This window comes from Pseudomonas sp. YNh, assembly GCF_037993085.1.
In the GTDB taxonomy this organism is placed as follows: Bacteria; Pseudomonadota; Gammaproteobacteria; order Pseudomonadales; family Pseudomonadaceae; genus Aquipseudomonas; species Aquipseudomonas putida.
Window position 1 is genome coordinate 46007 of sequence record NZ_JBBMRJ010000012.1, and the last position, 15446, is coordinate 61452.

Annotated in this window: 17 protein-coding genes; 14 read left to right on the plus strand and 3 right to left on the minus strand. The window is 64.1% G+C overall.

What is annotated here, in order from left to right; translation table 11 throughout:
• The first annotated feature begins 410 nt into the window (after nucleotides 1-410).
• The 9 genes from WF331_RS14470 (at nucleotide 411) to WF331_RS14510 (ending at nucleotide 10177) form a co-directional block, all read left to right on the plus strand.
• On the plus strand, nucleotides 411-1472 hold the full coding sequence (locus WF331_RS14470) for a 3-deoxy-7-phosphoheptulonate synthase (RefSeq protein WP_340623027.1): 1062 nt from the start codon (nucleotides 411-413) through the stop codon (nucleotides 1470-1472).
• A 79-nt stretch (nucleotides 1473-1551) separates the two neighbouring features.
• The gene (locus tag WF331_RS14475) at nucleotides 1552-1833 is read left to right on the plus strand and encodes a peptidylprolyl isomerase (RefSeq protein ID WP_016499505.1); all 282 of its coding nucleotides are present in this window, start codon (nucleotides 1552-1554) and stop codon (nucleotides 1831-1833) included.
• Nucleotides 1834-1846: 13 nt separating this feature from the next.
• Nucleotides 1847-3772, plus strand: coding sequence for an extracellular solute-binding protein (locus WF331_RS14480; RefSeq protein ID WP_340623028.1), 1926 nt, complete (start codon nucleotides 1847-1849; stop codon nucleotides 3770-3772).
• A complete protein-coding gene (locus WF331_RS14485; protein WP_340623029.1) occupies nucleotides 3769-4827 on the plus strand; it encodes a microcin C ABC transporter permease YejB in 1059 nt (352 codons plus the stop codon). The genes WF331_RS14480 and WF331_RS14485 overlap by 4 nt, the downstream gene beginning before the upstream one ends.
• A complete protein-coding gene (locus tag WF331_RS14490; protein ID WP_016499502.1) occupies nucleotides 4827-5843 on the plus strand; it encodes an ABC transporter permease in 1017 nt (338 codons plus the stop codon). Before WF331_RS14485 ends, WF331_RS14490 begins: the two co-directional genes overlap by 1 nt.
• A gap of 98 nt (nucleotides 5844-5941) precedes the next feature.
• A complete protein-coding gene (gene hbdH, locus WF331_RS14495) occupies nucleotides 5942-6712 on the plus strand; it encodes a 3-hydroxybutyrate dehydrogenase (RefSeq protein ID WP_284398392.1) in 771 nt (256 codons plus the stop codon).
• Nucleotides 6713-6767: 55 nt separating this feature from the next.
• Nucleotides 6768-7247, plus strand: a complete 480-nt coding sequence (gene eco, locus WF331_RS14500; RefSeq protein WP_016499500.1) for a serine protease inhibitor ecotin — start codon at nucleotides 6768-6770, stop codon at nucleotides 7245-7247.
• A 100-nt stretch (nucleotides 7248-7347) separates the two neighbouring features.
• Nucleotides 7348-7623, plus strand: a complete 276-nt coding sequence (locus WF331_RS14505; RefSeq protein ID WP_340623030.1) for a peptidylprolyl isomerase — start codon at nucleotides 7348-7350, stop codon at nucleotides 7621-7623.
• A gap of 133 nt (nucleotides 7624-7756) precedes the next feature.
• On the plus strand, nucleotides 7757-10177 hold the full coding sequence (locus tag WF331_RS14510) for an autotransporter family protein (protein ID WP_340623031.1): 2421 nt from the start codon (nucleotides 7757-7759) through the stop codon (nucleotides 10175-10177).
• Here the strand turns inward: WF331_RS14510 and WF331_RS14515 are convergent.
• Nucleotides 10174-10797, minus strand: coding sequence for a LysE family translocator (locus WF331_RS14515; RefSeq protein ID WP_197863107.1), 624 nt, complete (start codon nucleotides 10795-10797; stop codon nucleotides 10174-10176). The two genes, WF331_RS14510 and WF331_RS14515, sit on opposite strands and share 4 nt — an antisense overlap.
• A 131-nt stretch (nucleotides 10798-10928) precedes the next feature.
• Between WF331_RS14515 and WF331_RS14520 the strand changes: the two genes are divergently transcribed.
• Nucleotides 10929-11747, plus strand: a complete 819-nt coding sequence (locus WF331_RS14520) for a helix-turn-helix transcriptional regulator (protein ID WP_016499496.1) — start codon at nucleotides 10929-10931, stop codon at nucleotides 11745-11747.
• Nucleotides 11748-11945: 198 nt separating this feature from the next.
• On the plus strand, nucleotides 11946-12560 hold the full coding sequence (locus WF331_RS14525) for a LysE family translocator (protein ID WP_016499495.1): 615 nt from the start codon (nucleotides 11946-11948) through the stop codon (nucleotides 12558-12560).
• Here WF331_RS14525 and WF331_RS14530 read toward each other — a convergent pair.
• Nucleotides 12508-13239 (minus strand): metallophosphoesterase, encoded by a 732-nt coding sequence (locus WF331_RS14530; RefSeq protein ID WP_041167703.1) that lies wholly within the window; start codon nucleotides 13237-13239, stop codon nucleotides 12508-12510. The genes WF331_RS14525 and WF331_RS14530 overlap by 53 nt on opposite strands.
• Nucleotides 13240-13314: 75 nt before the next feature.
• Here WF331_RS14530 and WF331_RS14535 point away from each other — a divergent pair, with 75 nt between their 5' ends.
• The 3 genes from WF331_RS14535 to WF331_RS14545 all read left to right on the plus strand — a co-directional run bounded on the left by WF331_RS14535 (nucleotide 13315) and on the right by WF331_RS14545 (nucleotide 14889).
• The gene (locus tag WF331_RS14535; RefSeq protein ID WP_059395346.1) at nucleotides 13315-13830 is read left to right on the plus strand and encodes a DUF3016 domain-containing protein; all 516 of its coding nucleotides are present in this window, start codon (nucleotides 13315-13317) and stop codon (nucleotides 13828-13830) included.
• 76 nt (nucleotides 13831-13906) lie between these two features.
• The gene (locus tag WF331_RS14540) at nucleotides 13907-14650 is read left to right on the plus strand and encodes a carbon-nitrogen hydrolase family protein (RefSeq protein WP_016499491.1); all 744 of its coding nucleotides are present in this window, start codon (nucleotides 13907-13909) and stop codon (nucleotides 14648-14650) included.
• Nucleotides 14647-14889 carry a hypothetical protein gene (locus WF331_RS14545; protein WP_016499490.1) on the plus strand — a complete coding sequence of 81 codons (243 nt, stop codon included), beginning with the start codon at nucleotides 14647-14649 and terminating at the stop codon, nucleotides 14887-14889. The genes WF331_RS14540 and WF331_RS14545 overlap by 4 nt, the downstream gene beginning before the upstream one ends.
• 3 nt (nucleotides 14890-14892) lie before the next feature.
• Here the strand turns inward: WF331_RS14545 and WF331_RS14550 are convergent, their stop codons facing one another.
• Nucleotides 14893-15393, minus strand: coding sequence for a methylated-DNA--[protein]-cysteine S-methyltransferase (locus WF331_RS14550; protein ID WP_340623032.1), 501 nt, complete (start codon nucleotides 15391-15393; stop codon nucleotides 14893-14895).
• Nucleotides 15394-15446: the final 53 nt, after the last annotated feature.

Sequence of the window (15446 nt, forward strand, 5' to 3'; positions counted from 1 at the left end):
CCTGCGCCCTGTGCTGGCCGTTGCCGGCTGCGTGGCACCTGCCAGCTATTACTTTGGGTATTGGTTTAGCCACTAGGCGCCGATACCCACACGGCGCCCACCTTCGAGGGGCCGCCGAACATGAGAATACTCAAACCCCCGGTCGGCTCCCCGACCGGGGGTTTTGCTTTTCAGGCCTTTGAACAACACCGATTCATATTGAGGACAGATTCATGAACTACGCCACTTACTACTACGCAAACACCTATGCCTGGCGATTTAGCCAATCCCGCTCGGGCCAGCCTGCCGCCTCCGATCGGTCTTCTACAGGTGGCAATGCAGCAGCCAATTCGAATTCAACGATCTGTCGAACACCTCGATAGGGCCGACCACGCGGGCCAGAACCCGCCGTCCGCCCAGGGAAAAACGCCATGCAAGCTACCAACCTCGCCCTGCCCCTGACCCAGCCGCAAGCAGCCAACACCACCGTCAGCAAGCGCCTGCCCAGCCCGCACCTGCTCAAGCAGCAGATGCCGCTGTCCAGTGCACTGGCCCAGCAAGTCCAGGCCCACCGCCAAGCCATCCGCAACATCCTCGAAGGCCGCGACGAGCGCCTGCTGGTCATCGTCGGCCCATGCTCGATCCACGACCCACGCTCGGCCCTGGAATACGCCGACCGCCTGGCCGCCCTCAGCAGCGAAGTGGATGACAAGCTGCTGCTGGTGATGCGCGCCTACGTCGAAAAACCGCGTACTACCGTGGGCTGGAAAGGCCTGGCCTACGACCCTCACCTTGATGGCAGCGACGACATGCACTCGGGTATCGCCTTGTCCCGCGGGCTGATGCTGAGCATGATCGAGCGTGGCCTGCCGGTTGCCACCGAGCTGCTGCAACCGATGGCCGCCGGCTACTTTGACGACCTGCTGGCCTGGGCCGCGATTGGCGCACGCACCACCGAATCGCAGATTCACCGCGAAATGGTCAGTGGCCTGGAGCTGCCGGTCGGTTTCAAGAACGGCACCGACGGCGGCATCGCCATCGCCAGCGACGCCATGCGCAGCGCTGCCCACCCGCACCGCCACTTCGGCATGGATGCGCAGGGCCACCCGGCAATCATCGAAACCCTGGGCAACCCCGATACACACCTGGTACTGCGTGGTGGCCACAAGGGCCCCAACTACGATGCCAACAGCATCGCCATGGCCCGCCAGGCCCTGGCCCAGGTGGGGTTGCAGGCGCGGATCATGGTCGATTGCAGCCACGCCAACAGCGGCAAGGACCCGGCACGCCAGCCAGCGGTGTTCAACGAAGTGCTGGAACAACGCCTGGCCGGTGACCGCTCGATCGTTGGCGTGATGATAGAGGGGCACCTGTTCGATGGCTGCCAAGCGCTGGGCAAGGGGGCACTGAAATACGGCGTGTCGATCACCGACGGCTGCCTGGGCTGGGCCTCGACTGACACCCTGTTGCGTGAGGCGGCACAAAAACTGTAAGCCCAAGGTTGCGAGCCTGGCGAGACATACCCCAAGCAAGTGCGCTAGGCTTGCCTTTTTACCCCAAGGAGCAGTACCCATGGCCCGTGCAACCGCCCGCCACATCCTGGTCAGCAGCGAAGACAAGTGCAACGAACTGAAAGCCCAGATCGAAGCAGGCGCCGACTTCGCCGACATCGCCAAAGCCAACTCCACCTGCCCGTCCAGCCGTCAGGGCGGTGACCTGGGCTCGTTCGGCCCAGGCCAGATGGTCAAGGAATTCGACACCGTGGTGTTCAGCGCCCCGGTCAACACTGTGCAAGGCCCGGTGAAGACCCAGTTCGGCTACCACCTGCTGGAAGTGACCAGCCGTCAGGACTAAGTCCTCGCAGCCGATGAAACTCCCTGTGGGAGCGGGCGTGCCCGCGAATGCGGCGGATCAGTCAACAAGGTTGTCTGGCCTGGCCTATTCGCGGGCATGCCCGCTCCCACAGGGGTTGTGCTGCCTGCTCCTGCTTTGCCTTGCCTTCGATACACAGGCCGCTCCCAGCCACGCCCTCACCGTCTACGACGAAGCCCCCCGCTACACCCCCGACTTCCAGCATTTCGACTACGTAAACCCCGACGCCCCCAAGGGCGGCATCCTGCGCCGCTCGGCCATCGAGATCGGCCAGTTCGACCATATCCTGCCGTATATCGACAAGGGCATCGGTGTCAGCGAGGTCGACGGCCTGCTATACGCGCCACTGGCGGTCCGCTCGTTCGATGAACCCTACACCGTCTATGGCCTGATCGCCCGAAACATGGAGCGTGGCCCGGACGATGCCTGGCTGCGTTTCGAGATAGATCCGCGTGCCACCTTCGCCGATGGCAAACCCGTTCGCGCCGAGGACGTACGGTTTACCTTCGAGCTGTTGATGAGCAAGGGCAGCCTTAAATACCGCACCCAGTTCGCCGACGTGACCGGCGTCACCGTGGAAGGCCCGCAGCACGTGCGCTTCGACTTCAAGCCCGACCACGGCCGCACCCTGGCGCTGGACCTCGCCAGCCTGCCGGTGCTGCCCGAACATGACTGGCAGCAGCGCGACTTCGCCAATGGTGCCGGCTTCGACAAGCCGGTCGGCAGCGGGCCGTACCGCATCGGGCGCATCGACAACGGCCGCAGCATCACCTTCGAGCGCAACCCGACCTGGTGGGCGCGCAACCTGCCGGCCAGCCGTGGCCGCTACAATTTCGACCAGCTGCGCATCGAGTACTTCGGCGACACCGAAGTGGCGCGGCAGGTGCTCAAAGGCGGTGGCTACGACTATAACCGCGAGTTCTCCGCCACCGCCTACACCCTGGGCTACAACGGCGCGCAACTGGACGACGGCCGCCTGCAACGCGCCCACCTGGGCCCGGCCAAACCGCAGGTTGCCCAGGGTTTCGTGTTCAACCTCGACCAGCCGCAGTTCAAGGACCGCCGCGTGCGCCAGGCGCTGGGCATGCTGTGGGACTACGAGTGGAGCAACCGGCAGATGATGCGCAACCTGTACATCCGCCAGCAGAGCGTGTTCTCCAACACCCCGCTGGCAGCCCGCAAGCTGCCGGATGCCGGCGAACTCAAGCTGCTCGATCCGCTGCGTGGCAAAGTACCGGACGAAGTCTTCACCACCGTATTTACCGCACCGGTCACCGATGGTTCGGGGATTATCCGCAAGCAGCAGTTGCAGGCCTTGGCGCTGCTCGAACAAGCCGGCTGGCACCCCGAAGGTGACCGCCTGGTGAACAGCCAGGGCACGCCGCTGGCATTCACCTTCCTCAATGGCCAGTCCGGCCTGGAGCGCCTGCTGCTGCCGTGGAAACGCAACCTGGCACAGATCGGCGTCACCTTGAACATTCGCAATGTCGATTCAGCCCAGTACGTCAACCGCCTGATGGCACGCGACTACGACATGATCGTCACCGGCTACCCGGTCACCCTGTCGCCCGGTGCCGAGCTGTACAACTATTTTGGCTCGGCAGCCGCCCACGACCCCGGCTCGAACAACCTGATGGTGTTGCAGGACCCGGCCGTGGACCACCTGATCGACGGCCTGGTGCGCGCCGACACCCAGGCCGACATGCTGCAGCACGCCCATGCCCTGGACCGGGTGCTGCAATGGAACTATTACTGGATCCCCAACTATTACCCGCCGGGCAGCTCCACCGCATGGTGGAACCGCTTTGGCCTGCCCAAGGTCCAGGCCGCCTATGACGAAGGCCTGGACACCTGGTGGGAAGTAAGCCCCACCCCGCTGACCAACGCGCAAATGGCCGAACGCCGGAAGGCCACGCCATGACCACCTACATTTTGCGACGCCTGTTGTTGATCATCCCGACGCTGCTGGCGATCCTGCTGGTGAATTTCGCCATCGTCCAGGCCGCCCCGGGTGGCCCGGTGGAACAGGCCGTTGCGCGGCTGCAAGGCCTGGGTGGCGGCGCACCCGGCGCCCGGGCGGAAGTGGTGCACAGCGAGTCGCGGGCCACCCGCGGCCTGGACCCGAAACTGATCGAAGAGATCAAGCGCCAGTACGGCTTTGACAAGTCCGCCCCCGAACGCCTGTGGTTGATGCTCGGCCAGTATGCCCGCCTGGACTTTGGCAGCAGCTTCTTCCGTGGTGCCAAAGTCACCGACCTGATCCTCGACAAGTTACCGGTCACCCTGTCGCTGGGCTTCTGGGCCACGCTGATCACCTACCTGGTATCGATCCCGATGGGTATCCGCAAGGCGGTGCGCCACGGCAGCCGTTTCGATGCCTGGAGCAGCGCACTGATCGTGATCGGCTACGCGCTGCCCTCGTTCCTGTTCGCCTTGCTGTTGATCGTGCTGTTCGCCGGCGGCACCTCGCTCAACTGGTTCCCGGTACGCGGCCTGGTCTCGGAAAACTTCGACGAACTCAGCCTGGTGGGCAAGGTGGCCGACTACTTCTGGCACCTGGTGCTGCCGGTCGGGGCCTTGGTGATCGGCGGTTTCGCAACCCTTACGTTGCTGACCAAGAACGCCTTCCTGGACGAGATTTCCCGCCAGTACGTGGTCACCGCCCGCGCCAAGGGCCTGAGTGAGCGCCGGGTGCTGTACGGCCACGTCCTGCGCAATGCCATGCTGCTGGTGGTGGCCGGGTTACCGCAGGCACTGATCACGGTGTTCTTCGCCGGGTCGTTGCTGATCGAGGTGATCTTCTCGCTCGATGGCCTCGGCCGCCTGAGTTACGAGGCCGCCGTGTCGCGGGATTACCCGGTGGTGTTCGGCACCCTGTTCATCTTCACCCTGGCGGGCCTGTTGATCCGCCTGATCGGTGACCTGTCGTACACCCTGCTCGACCCGCGTATCGACTTCGACACGAGGGCGCACTGATGCTTTCGCCCGTCTCGCGCCGCCGCCTGCAACGCTTTCGCCGCAACCGCCTGGGCTGGGTCTCGCTGTGGCTGTTCGCCGGCCTGCTGCTGTTGTGCCTGTGCGCAGAGCTGGTGGCCAACGACAAGCCGCTGCTGTTGGGCTACAAAGGCGACCTGTATGTGCCGGCGCTCAAGCGCTATAGCGAGCAGGAATTCGGCGGCCAACTGCCATTCCAGCCCGACTATCGCAGTGCCTATGTACGGCAATTGATCGCAGGCCAGGGCGGCTGGATGCTGTTCGCGCCCATCCCGTTCAGCGCCGATACGCCCAACTACGACCTGCTGGTACCCACCCCCAGCCCGCCCAGTGCGAGCAACTGGCTAGGCACCGACGACCAGGGCCGCGACGTGCTGGCTCGGGTGTTGTATGGCACGCGGGTATCACTGCTGTTTGCCTTTGCACTGACCGTGGTCAGCGTGTTTATCGGCGTGGTGGCCGGCGCGTTGCAGGGCTACCACGGCGGCTGGGTCGACCTGCTCGGCCAACGCCTGCTGGAGGTGTGGTCGGGGTTGCCGGTGCTGTACCTGCTGATCATCCTCAGCGGTTTTGTGGAGCCGGATTTCTGGTGGCTGCTGGGCATCATGGCGCTGTTCTCCTGGCTTGCCCTGGTCGATGTGGTGCGCGCCGAGTTTCTGCGTGGGCGCAACCTGGAGTACGTGAAAGCCGCTCGCGCGCTGGGGTTACCGGACAGCCAGGTGATGCTGCGGCATATCTTGCCCAATGCCATGAACGCCACGCTGACCTATGTACCGTTCATGCTGACCGGGGCAATCACCACCCTGACTGCACTGGATTTTCTCGGTTTCGGCATGCCGGCCGGGAGTGCCTCGCTGGGTGAGCTGGTGACCCAGGGCAAGCAACATCTGGAAGCGCCGTGGCTGGGCTTTACGGCGTTTTTTGCGCTGGCGGTGATCTTGTCGTTGCTGGTGTTTATCGGCGATGCCTTGCGCGAAGCCTTCGACCCCAGAGGATGAGTTATCAGGCCCGTCCTCTTCGCGGGTTAACCCGCTCCCACAGGACCTCCACAGACGCTGAATCTTCGGACCTGCCTTTACTTGACAAGGAGCTTTGCATGACCCTCACAGGCAAGACTGCACTCGTCACCGGTTCCACCAGCGGCATTGGCCTGGGTATCGCCCAGGTACTGGCCCGCGCTGGCGCCAATATCGTGCTCAACGGCTTTGGCGACCCGGCACCGGCCATAGCCGACATCGCCCGCCATGGCGTGAAGGTGGTTCACCACCCGGCCGACCTGTCGGACGTGGCCCAGATTGAAGCGCTGTTCGCCCTGGCCGAACGCCAATTCGGTGGCGTCGACATCCTGGTCAACAACGCCGGCATCCAGCATGTAGCGCCGGTGGAGCAGTTCCCGGTGGAAAGCTGGGACAAGATCATTGCCCTGAACCTGTCAGCCGTGTTCCATGGCACGCGCCTGGCCCTGCCGGGCATGCGCACGCGCAACTGGGGGCGCATCATCAACATTGCCTCGGTGCATGGCCTGGTCGGCTCGACCGGCAAGGCGGCCTACGTTGCAGCCAAGCATGGTGTGGTCGGCCTGACCAAGGTGGTAGGCCTGGAAACCGCGACCAGCAATGTCACCTGCAACGCCATCTGCCCCGGCTGGGTGCTGACCCCGCTGGTGCAAAAGCAGATCGACGATCGTGCTGCCAACGGTGGCGATCCGCTGCAAGCACAGCATGATCTGCTGGCCGAAAAGCAACCGTCGCTGGCGTTTGTCACCCCCGAGCACCTGGGTGAACTGGTACTATTCCTGTGCAGCGAGGCCGCAAGCCAGGTTCGCGCCGCCGCCTGGAACGTCGATGGTGGCTGGTTGGCCCAGTGACGGGCAGCCTGGGCCTGGCGGCGGGTTCGCATTCGTTTATCTGCAAGGAGGCCCTATGCGCCCTACCCCGATGACCGCAATTCTGGCCCTCACCCTGGCTGCCGCCACGCCTGTGATGGCGGCCAGCCTGAAAGACGTCGCGCCTTACCCCGAAGCGGAAAAAGGCTTTACCCGGCAGGTTATCCACCTGCCGGCACAGGCCGATGAATCGGCCTACAAACTGGAAATCCTCGCCGGCAAGACCTTGCAGGTCGACTGCAATCGCCAGCGCCTGGGCGGCAGCCTGGAAGAACGCACCCTGGAAGGCTGGGGCTACAACTACTACCGCCTGGACAAAGTCAGCGGCCCGGCCAGCACCCTGATGGCCTGCCCGGATGGCAAGAAGACCAAGGCCTTCGTACCAGTGATCGGTGACGGCTTCCTGTTGCGCTACAACAGCAAGCTGCCGGTGGTGGTGTATGTGCCCAAGGATGTCGAGGTGCGCTACCGCATCTGGTCGGCGTCGCAGGACGTGCAAAAGGCTAAAGTCGAATAACTACCGCAGCCCCTGCAGGAGCGGCCTTGTGCCGCTCCTGCAAGGCGAATCTATCAGGCATAATGCGCCCCTTTTTTCGCGCCCGAAGCACAGGTACCTCATGAAAGCCCAAGCCCGCCACATCCTGGTCAAGACCGCTGACGAAGCTGAAAAGCTCAAACAGCGCATCGCCAACGGGGAGGCTTTCGACGTGCTCGCCAAAAAGTTTTCTATCTGCCATTCGGGCAAGCGCGGCGGCGACCTGGGCGAAGTCCGCCCGGGCCAGATGGTCGGCGCTATCGACCAGGTAATTTTCAAAAAACCTTTGCGTGTGGTGCACGGGCCGATCAAGAGCAAGTTCGGCTACCACCTGGTGCAAACGTTCTACCGCGATTGATGGCAGCGGGCCACCTGGCATTTTTGCCAGTTGTCCCGTCACCCAACATTACATACAACTCCGGCAGGGCCGAAGCCGTCCTGCTGGCGTCGCTTCAGGTAGTGGACCCTTGAATGGACCCGGAGACCTGCCTATGCGATGCCCCCGCTTGCTGCTGCCCTTCCCCCTGCTGGCACTGCCATTACTGGCTCACTCCCAATCCCTGACGGTTACCCCCGGTGAGACCCTTGGCGCCCTCGTGCAAACCGATGCCGCTGATGAGTTCACCCTCAGCGGCGCAACGGTCCAGTCATTGCAACAAGGCAATGGCCAAGACACCTTCACCATGTCTGGCGGCACGCTAGGGTCATTGAACCAAGGCGGTGACATGGACACGTTCACCATGACCGGCGGCACCATCACGGGCGCTTTTGAAGATGGAGACACGGCGTGGTTCAAAGGCGGCAGCATTGGCCGAATCGATCTCAAGCTCGCTGACAACTTCCTCGAGATTTCCCAAGGGCTCGGTGTCGAAACCGTTGTTGTTGGCAACGTGGTCAGCGGGCTTGGCAACGACACGATCATCATGACGGGCGGCACCGTCGGCGGTGATATCAGTACCAGTAGCGGCGTTGACAAGATAACCATCAGCGGCGGCACGCTCAAAGGCGAAATACGCACTGGCAACGGCAAGGATGAATTTACCTGGACGGGTGGCCAGATCGGTAAGCGGGTCATCATGGAGAATGACGATGACACCGCCATCGTCCGCGCCATCGACCTGGGGAACTCTGCCGTTATCCTGGACGGCGGTACCGGCACGGACACACTGACATTCGAGCAGAGTCAGGTCGGCCAAGGTGCGTCGTACATGAACTGGGAGTCCATCAACCTCCAGCAAGTCAGCCGGCTCACCCTCAACGACACCCTTGCACTGGGAGACCTGGGCAGCGATCAGCCACGCGTGATCCCGGCCACTGGGACCGGGACCCTGCAAATCGATGCAAGCAGCGCGCTGAACAGCCGTCAGGGCAGCGTCGTCAGCATCCAGAGTGACAGCAAGGTATCGGTAGTCAACGCCGGCACCATCGACCTGAGTCGTGGCAACGACGCTCAAGGCCGCCTGACCGTTCAGGGCGATTACACCGGTAACAACGGCACCCTGCGCCTGAATAGCGTGCTGGCAGGCGATGGCGCTGCCTCCGACCGCCTGGTGGTCAGCCGTGGCGCCATTAGCGGCTCCACGCAATTGCTCGTCAACAACCTCAATGGCGCGGGTGCAGCAACTGCACAGAACGGCATCCAGGTTGTCGAAGCCCGTGACGGCGCCACCAGCACGGCCACTGCATTCGTGCAGACGCAAACGCTATCCGTGGGTGCCTATGACTACCGGTTGTTCAAAGGTGGTGTAACCGCTGGTAGCGAAAACAGCTGGTACCTGCGCTCGTCGCTGGTCGCGGCACCCGCTCCAGCACCTGTACCCGGGCCCGAACAACCAACACAACCTTCACAGCCGGGCGAGCCACCTTTGATAGCACCGGCCCAGACGCCACCTGTTGCCGCACCGGCACCTGGCCAGGTCGACCTGCCCGCCCCCGTGCAAGGCGAAAGCCTGCCGCTGTATCGCCCGGAAGTCCCGGTTTACGCTGCCGTTCCAAGAGGCGCTGCGATCATCGCCCGCCAGGCCTTGGGCACCTTCCATCAACGCCAGGGTGACCAACAGTTGCTCAAAAGCGAAGGCGCCCTGCCTGCCAGTTGGGGGCAGGCCTACGGCGGCACGCTGCGCCAGCAATGGAGCGGTACGGTCAGCCCGAGCCTGGATGGCGACCTATACGGTTTCAAGGTGGGCCAGGACCTGTATGCCAAGGTCCACGACAACGGTTACCGCCAGCATGTCGGCTTCTACGTCAGCCATAGCCGCCTGGACGCCGACGTCAAAGGTTTCGCCCTGGCCGTGAAAGACCGCAGCGTGGGCGACCTGAAACTCGATGGCGACAGCGTCGGCACATACTGGACGCTGGTCGGGCCCCAAGGCGCGTACCTGGATGCAGTGTTGCAGTACACCCGCCTTGATGGGCGAGCCCGCTCGGACCGCGGCGACAAGCTGGACATCGACGGCCACGCCTGGACGGCGTCGCTGGAGTCCGGGTACCCCATTGCCCTGTCCGAGCGCTGGAGGCTGGAGCCGCAAGCCCAGCTGATCGCACAAAAAGTTTCGCTCGACAGCGCAAGCGATAGCATTTCGCACATCAGCCATGACGCCCAGGTCGAGCTGACGGGTCGCTTGGGTGTGCGCCTGGAAGGGGCGTTCACGGGAAGCAGCGGGCGCCTGCTGCAGCCCTATGCGCAGGTTGACCTGTGGCACGGCGACGGTGGCCGCGACACCTTGACCTTCGATGGTGTCGACAAGATCAAGACCGACTACCGCTATACCTCAGTGCAACTGGAAAGCGGCGTGGTGGCGCAGGTCAGCGAAGCGCTGAGCCTGCATGGCGGGGTGCAGTACACCGCCAATCTGGACAGCCGCCAGCAGGAAGCCAGCGGCGTCAACCTGGGGGTGCGCTGGCAGTTCTAGCGGCGCGCCGCCAGCAAGCCGAGGCCAGCGCAGCCCAGCAGGGAGGCGCTGACCCGGTTGAACACGCGGCGCGGGCCAGGCTGGCTGAACCAGCGCTGCATGTAGGCACCCAGGCCTGCATAGAGGGCAATGGCAGCCCATTCCAACAGCAAGAACAGCGCGCCCAACCACAGAAACTGCTCGCTCACCGGGGTGGCGCTGCCGACTGTAACGAACTGCGGCAGGAACGCGGTGAAGATCAGGATGGCCTTGGGGTTGCCGGCCGCCACCCAGAACTCCTGGCGCGTCAGGCGCCAAGTGCCACGCGGGTGGTCCGCTGCCACCACTGCCTCGCCTACCGGTGCCCGCCACAGTTGCCAGGCGATGTAGAACAAGTAGGCCGCCCCCACTACCTTGATGGCCATGAACAGGTATTCACTGGTATGCAGCACCACGGCCAGGCCCATGGCCGCCAGGGCGATCATGCCGCTGAAGGCGACAATGCGACCACCCCCGGCCACGCAGGCCGTGCGCAGGCCGTAGCGGCTGGCGTTGTGCAGCGACAGCAGGTTGTTGGGCCCCGGCGCCATGTTCAGGGCAAAGCAGGCGGGGATGAAAAGCAGCAGGCTTGAAAGGTCCATTGTTGTTTTCCTTTGGCAACAGGCGTCTATTTCGGCCTCTGCCGGGGCTTGCGGTCAAGTTACAGCCAGCGATAAAAACTGTATGGGTACGCGGCACCTGTTACGCTGCCGGCGAAACAGAGGACCTTGTGATGCCCCGCTCCCACGCCGCGCTGTGGCGCGACCCGGCACTCCCGCATGTGGAAAGCCGCCGCGCCTGTCATAGCCGGGCCTGTTACAAGGCCCACAGTCACCCAACGTTTTCCATCGGTGCAGTGGATGCCGGCCACAGCCATTTCAGCGGCGCCGTGAATGGGCAGGAACGCCTGACACCCGGTACGCTGGTGTTGGTGCCAGCCCACCGCGTACATGCCTGCAACCCCGAGCCCGGGCAAGCCTGGAGCTACCAGATGCTGCATGTGGACGCCGACTGGCTGGCACAAGTGCGCCTGGAATCGGGGCTGGGCGGCGCCGGCCCCGGCGAACCGGCGCGTATCTGCCGGGCGCCGGCGGTGTATGGGCAGTTCTGCGAGCTGAACAGATTGCTGTTCTCCAGCGCCAGCAACCGTGAGAAAGATGCGGCGCTGATTGCCTTTGTGGGTGACCTGGACTTTTCCGCACAAGCCCCTCTGACGGCAGCCCCCGCCTTGGGGGCGACTGTGTTGAGCGGGTTGATCGCGCGCCTCGAAGGGCAAGACCCCGCGCAACTGTGCCTGGAGGTGCTGGCCCGCGAAGCCGGCCTTGGGCGCTACCAGCTGATCCGCGCGTTCCGCACCGCCACTGGCTTGACCCCGCATGCCTATGTGCTCAATGCCCGGATCAATCGCGGGCGGCAGTTGTTGGGTGAAGGGCTGGCGTTGGCGGAGGTGGCCTACCGCCTCGGGTTTGCCGACCAAAGCCATTTCCAGCGGGTATTCAAGGCCCATGTGGGCGTGACGCCAGGCCAGTATCGGGATGTGCGCAGCCCTTGACATCCTGGGGGCGCTCTGCGCCCCGATCGCGACGCAAGGCCGCTCCCGCATTGAACGGCATACGCAGTACCTGTGGGAGCGGCCTTGTGTCGCGATAGGGCTGCGCAGCAGCCCCAAGGCACTACCACGCAATATTCTTCAATACGCCTGACAAGCCCGGCAGCAGACTGCGGTTTTTCCCGCAGAGCCGCGCCGCCCATGCAACAGTTCCTGATCATCGCCCTCGCCCACTTCCTCGCCCTGCTCTCACCTGGCCCGGACTTCTTCCTGGTCGCACGCAGCTCGATCAACAGCGGCTGGCGCATCGCCAGCGGCGCCTGCCTGGGCATTGCCCTGGCCAATGGCGCGTTCATCGCCATCGCCTTCACCGGCCTGTCGGTGTTGCAGGAAGGCAGCCTGCTGTTTACGTCCCTGCAACTGGCCGGCGCCAGCTACCTGCTGTACATCGGCGTGCTGTTCCTGCGCCATGCGGGGCAAACCAGCCTGCGCTCAGTCACGGACAACCAGCGGGTTCAAGGCTGGTGGCACAATCTGGGCATGGGCTTCTTGTCCGGCATCCTCAACCCCAAAAACGCGCTGTTCTATGCCAGCCTTGCCAGTATGGTAGCCAGCGCCAGCACCGGCTGGAAATCGGCCTACGCCGTGTGGATGTTCAGCATCGTCCTGCTCTGGGACCTGCTGGTGGCCGTGGCCATCGGTAACCAGCGGGTACTGCGGCGTTTCGCTCGCAGCCTGCCGTGGCTGGAGCGGGCCTCAGGGCTCATGTTGGTGATATTGGCTGCGGCGCTGGTGCTGCATCTGGCCCGGGGCTGACCAGTTGCAAGGTGCGCATGTCCATCAAGGTAAAGTGGCCACTCGCCCACCCCCCCGTGTCCAGGTGCCAGACATTACCCAGCAGCTTTGCCTCCAGCACCGGCGTGTGCCCGACCAGCAAAGCACGCAGGCCCTGCACCGGTTGGGTATCGCCTTCCTTCAGGCGCCGGCGCGACCACTGGCATACCTCGCGTACCTTCGGGTCGTGATCCAGCTCCAGCTCCAGCCATGAACGCAGCACTGCCCAATCAGCAAACGGGCTGTCTGCATGCAGCAACCCGACCAGGCCGGCCGCGCTTTCCACTTCGATGGCAATCGGTAACTGCTCGAAGCGCTCCACGAAGCGCAATTGTGCGGCCCGCGGCAGGTCCAGGAACCAGCTGCCACCCGCTGCGCGGTACATGTCCAGGTCAAGCCGCCCCCCACGCACGCGAGTGATTGCCAGCGCCTCATGGTTACCTTGCACCGCATGGAACCAAGGCTGCGCGAGCCACTCCAGCACGACCTCGCTGTGCGGCCCCCGGTCGACCAGGTCACCCACACTGAACAGGCGGTCTACCGCGGGGTCGAACCCCACCGCTTCAAGGCACTGTTCCAGGCGCTGGAAGTGACCATGGATATCGCCCACCGCCAGGTCACGCCCCCGGATATTGGCGAGCAACCGCCGAAACCGTCCCATTACAATCTTCCTCTGCAGGTGCTGCCATGGCGGGCGTAAAATGGAAACACCCCCAATCTACCCCGGAGGTGCATCATGCGTACCGCCCTCGTGTGTGCCGTGCTCATGGCGCTATCACTGAACAGCATGGCACAAGGCTCCCCGGCCGCGCAGGTCGAGGTGCGTTTCGACCACCCGGAACAATTCCGCGACGCCAGCCTGGACAGCCACGGTTATGAGCGTGGCGCCGACGCCTATGTGATGAAATCCCTTACCCAGTACCTGCAAAAGCTCGGTCAGCGTTACCTGCAACCGGGCCAGCAGCTGGTCATCGATATCCGCGACATCGACCTGGCCGGGCGCTTCGAGCCCTGGCACAGCCAGGCCTACGATGTGCGTTTCATGCGCGAGATCACCTGGCCGAGCATCGACCTCACCTACACCCTCAGCCAGCCGGGCAAACCCGCCCAGCAGGCCGAGGAGCGGGTCAGCGACAAGATGTACCTCAGCCGCCCCGGCCGGGTCGCCAGCAGCAGCGACCGCCTGTATGCCGAGAAGGCCATGCTCGACGACTGGTTCCGCCAGCGCTTCGCGACGCACCCGGCAACCTGAAAAAGCCTTCACTGGTGCAGGCGTTGGTGCCGATAGTATGCTCGACCCTTCAACCTGTACCAGGGAAGGGTATTTCATGAAACTGTGCGCCGTACAACTGGCGTCGCTCAAGGGCGATTTGCCAGGCAACCTCCAGCGTCATCTGGCCTGCATCGAGCAGGCCGCGGCCCTTGGCGCGGCGCTGGTGGTGTTCCCCGAACTCTCGCTGACCGGCTATGAGCCAAGCCTTGCGCGCCAGGCCGCCTTGCCGGTCAGCTCCGAGCGACTGGGCCCGCTGCAGGCAGCCTGTGACCGCCTGGGTATCACCGTGGCCGTTGGCCTGCCGTTGCCGACACCCGACGGTATTCGCATTGGCATGCCCATCTTCAGCCCCGGGGCACCGCGCCAGGCCTATGCCAAACGGCGCCTGCATGATGACGAGCTGCCCTACTTCACCCCTGGCGATCAGGCACTGCTGCTGCAAGTAGGCGATCATCGGGTGGCACCGGCGATCTGCTACGAATCGATGTTCATGGCCCACGCGGCCGCCGCCCGCGAGCACGGCGCCGACCTGTATCTGGTCAGCGTGGCGAAAACCGCCAAGGGCATCCGCGAGGGATACGCACATTACCCGGAGGTGGCACGTGAACTGGGCATGCCGATACTGATGGCCAACTGCGTGGGGCCAGCCGACACCTTCATCGGTGCGGGCGGTTCGGCAGCGTGGGACAGCCAGGGGCGCTTGCTGGCCAGCCTGGACGACCACAGTGAAGGGCTGATCATGCTGGACACTGGCAACGCCAGCGCAATGGCCCTGCCTTTGGACCCACACCCGGCATGATCTATCTGTTTCTGGCGTTGCTGAGTTACACCTGCACCTACTACCTGGTCGGCTTGCTGATCCAGGGCCAGCTTGCCGATGTGGCCGAGGGTTTGCGCCATCGGCCCGATGCACCGACACCGGGCGAGTACCTGCGTGCGGTCAAGGCCCATGCACGTCGGGCCCATCGGCAGTACACCCTGATGGCTGGCTCGGCGCTGGCGTTGCTGGCCTGCCTGGTCGCCAGCTGGTTCAGCTGACGCCTACAGGTCCAGCGCGAGGCTTTGCCGGCCCTCCAGCGCCAGCAAGTACTGCTTGGCCGCCAGGCCACCGGCAAAGCCGGTCAGGCTGCCCGAAGCGCCGATCACGCGGTGGCACGGGGCGATGATCGAGATCGGGTTGCGGCCATTGGCGGCGCCTACCGCCCGCACCGCGCTGGGGTTGCCGATCTGCCGGGCGATGTCGCCGTAGCTGCGGGTTTCACCGAAGGGTATCGCCAGCAGCGCGGCCCACACCTTGCGCTGGAACTCGGTACCGGCGAAATCCAGCGCCAGCTCGAAGCGCTGGCGTTTGCCCGCAAAATATTCGCCAAGCTGCCGCGCGGTGTCCAGTAGCACCGGGCACTGGTCGTCACGGTGCAAGGCACCGAGGCGCACGCGGTTTTCCCGCTCCTCTTCCCACAGTACGGCTGCCAGGCACTGGCCCCGGGCAACCAGGGTCAGGGTGCCGACGGGCGAATGCATGAAGGTGAATGCGCTGGACATGAGCGGGTTCCTGCCTGTTTGCGTTCGGCGTACTGTACGCATCCACAGCCCTG

Excerpts from the sequence above, each read along its gene's own strand:
- WF331_RS14470 (WP_340623027.1), top strand. The coding sequence starts at position 411 with ATGCAAGCTACCAACCTCGCCCTGCCCCTGACCCAGCCGCAAGCAGCC.
- WF331_RS14475 (WP_016499505.1), top strand. The coding sequence starts at position 1,552 with ATGGCCCGTGCAACCGCCCGCCACATCCTGGTCAGCAGCGAAGACAAG.
- WF331_RS14480 (WP_340623028.1), top strand. The coding sequence starts at position 1,847 with ATGAAACTCCCTGTGGGAGCGGGCGTGCCCGCGAATGCGGCGGATCAG.
- WF331_RS14485 (WP_340623029.1), top strand. The coding sequence starts at position 3,769 with ATGACCACCTACATTTTGCGACGCCTGTTGTTGATCATCCCGACGCTG.
- WF331_RS14490 (WP_016499502.1), top strand. The coding sequence starts at position 4,827 with ATGCTTTCGCCCGTCTCGCGCCGCCGCCTGCAACGCTTTCGCCGCAAC.
- hbdH (WP_284398392.1), top strand. The coding sequence starts at position 5,942 with ATGACCCTCACAGGCAAGACTGCACTCGTCACCGGTTCCACCAGCGGC.
- eco (WP_016499500.1), top strand. The coding sequence starts at position 6,768 with ATGCGCCCTACCCCGATGACCGCAATTCTGGCCCTCACCCTGGCTGCC.
- WF331_RS14505 (WP_340623030.1), top strand. The coding sequence starts at position 7,348 with ATGAAAGCCCAAGCCCGCCACATCCTGGTCAAGACCGCTGACGAAGCT.
- WF331_RS14510 (WP_340623031.1), top strand. The coding sequence starts at position 7,757 with ATGCGATGCCCCCGCTTGCTGCTGCCCTTCCCCCTGCTGGCACTGCCA.
- WF331_RS14515 (WP_197863107.1), bottom strand. The coding sequence starts at position 10,797 with ATGGACCTTTCAAGCCTGCTGCTTTTCATCCCCGCCTGCTTTGCCCTG.
- WF331_RS14520 (WP_016499496.1), top strand. The coding sequence starts at position 10,929 with ATGCCCCGCTCCCACGCCGCGCTGTGGCGCGACCCGGCACTCCCGCAT.
- WF331_RS14525 (WP_016499495.1), top strand. The coding sequence starts at position 11,946 with ATGCAACAGTTCCTGATCATCGCCCTCGCCCACTTCCTCGCCCTGCTC.
- WF331_RS14530 (WP_041167703.1), bottom strand. The coding sequence starts at position 13,239 with ATGGGACGGTTTCGGCGGTTGCTCGCCAATATCCGGGGGCGTGACCTG.
- WF331_RS14535 (WP_059395346.1), top strand. The coding sequence starts at position 13,315 with ATGCGTACCGCCCTCGTGTGTGCCGTGCTCATGGCGCTATCACTGAAC.
- WF331_RS14540 (WP_016499491.1), top strand. The coding sequence starts at position 13,907 with ATGAAACTGTGCGCCGTACAACTGGCGTCGCTCAAGGGCGATTTGCCA.
- WF331_RS14545 (WP_016499490.1), top strand. The coding sequence starts at position 14,647 with ATGATCTATCTGTTTCTGGCGTTGCTGAGTTACACCTGCACCTACTAC.
- WF331_RS14550 (WP_340623032.1), bottom strand. The coding sequence starts at position 15,393 with ATGTCCAGCGCATTCACCTTCATGCATTCGCCCGTCGGCACCCTGACC.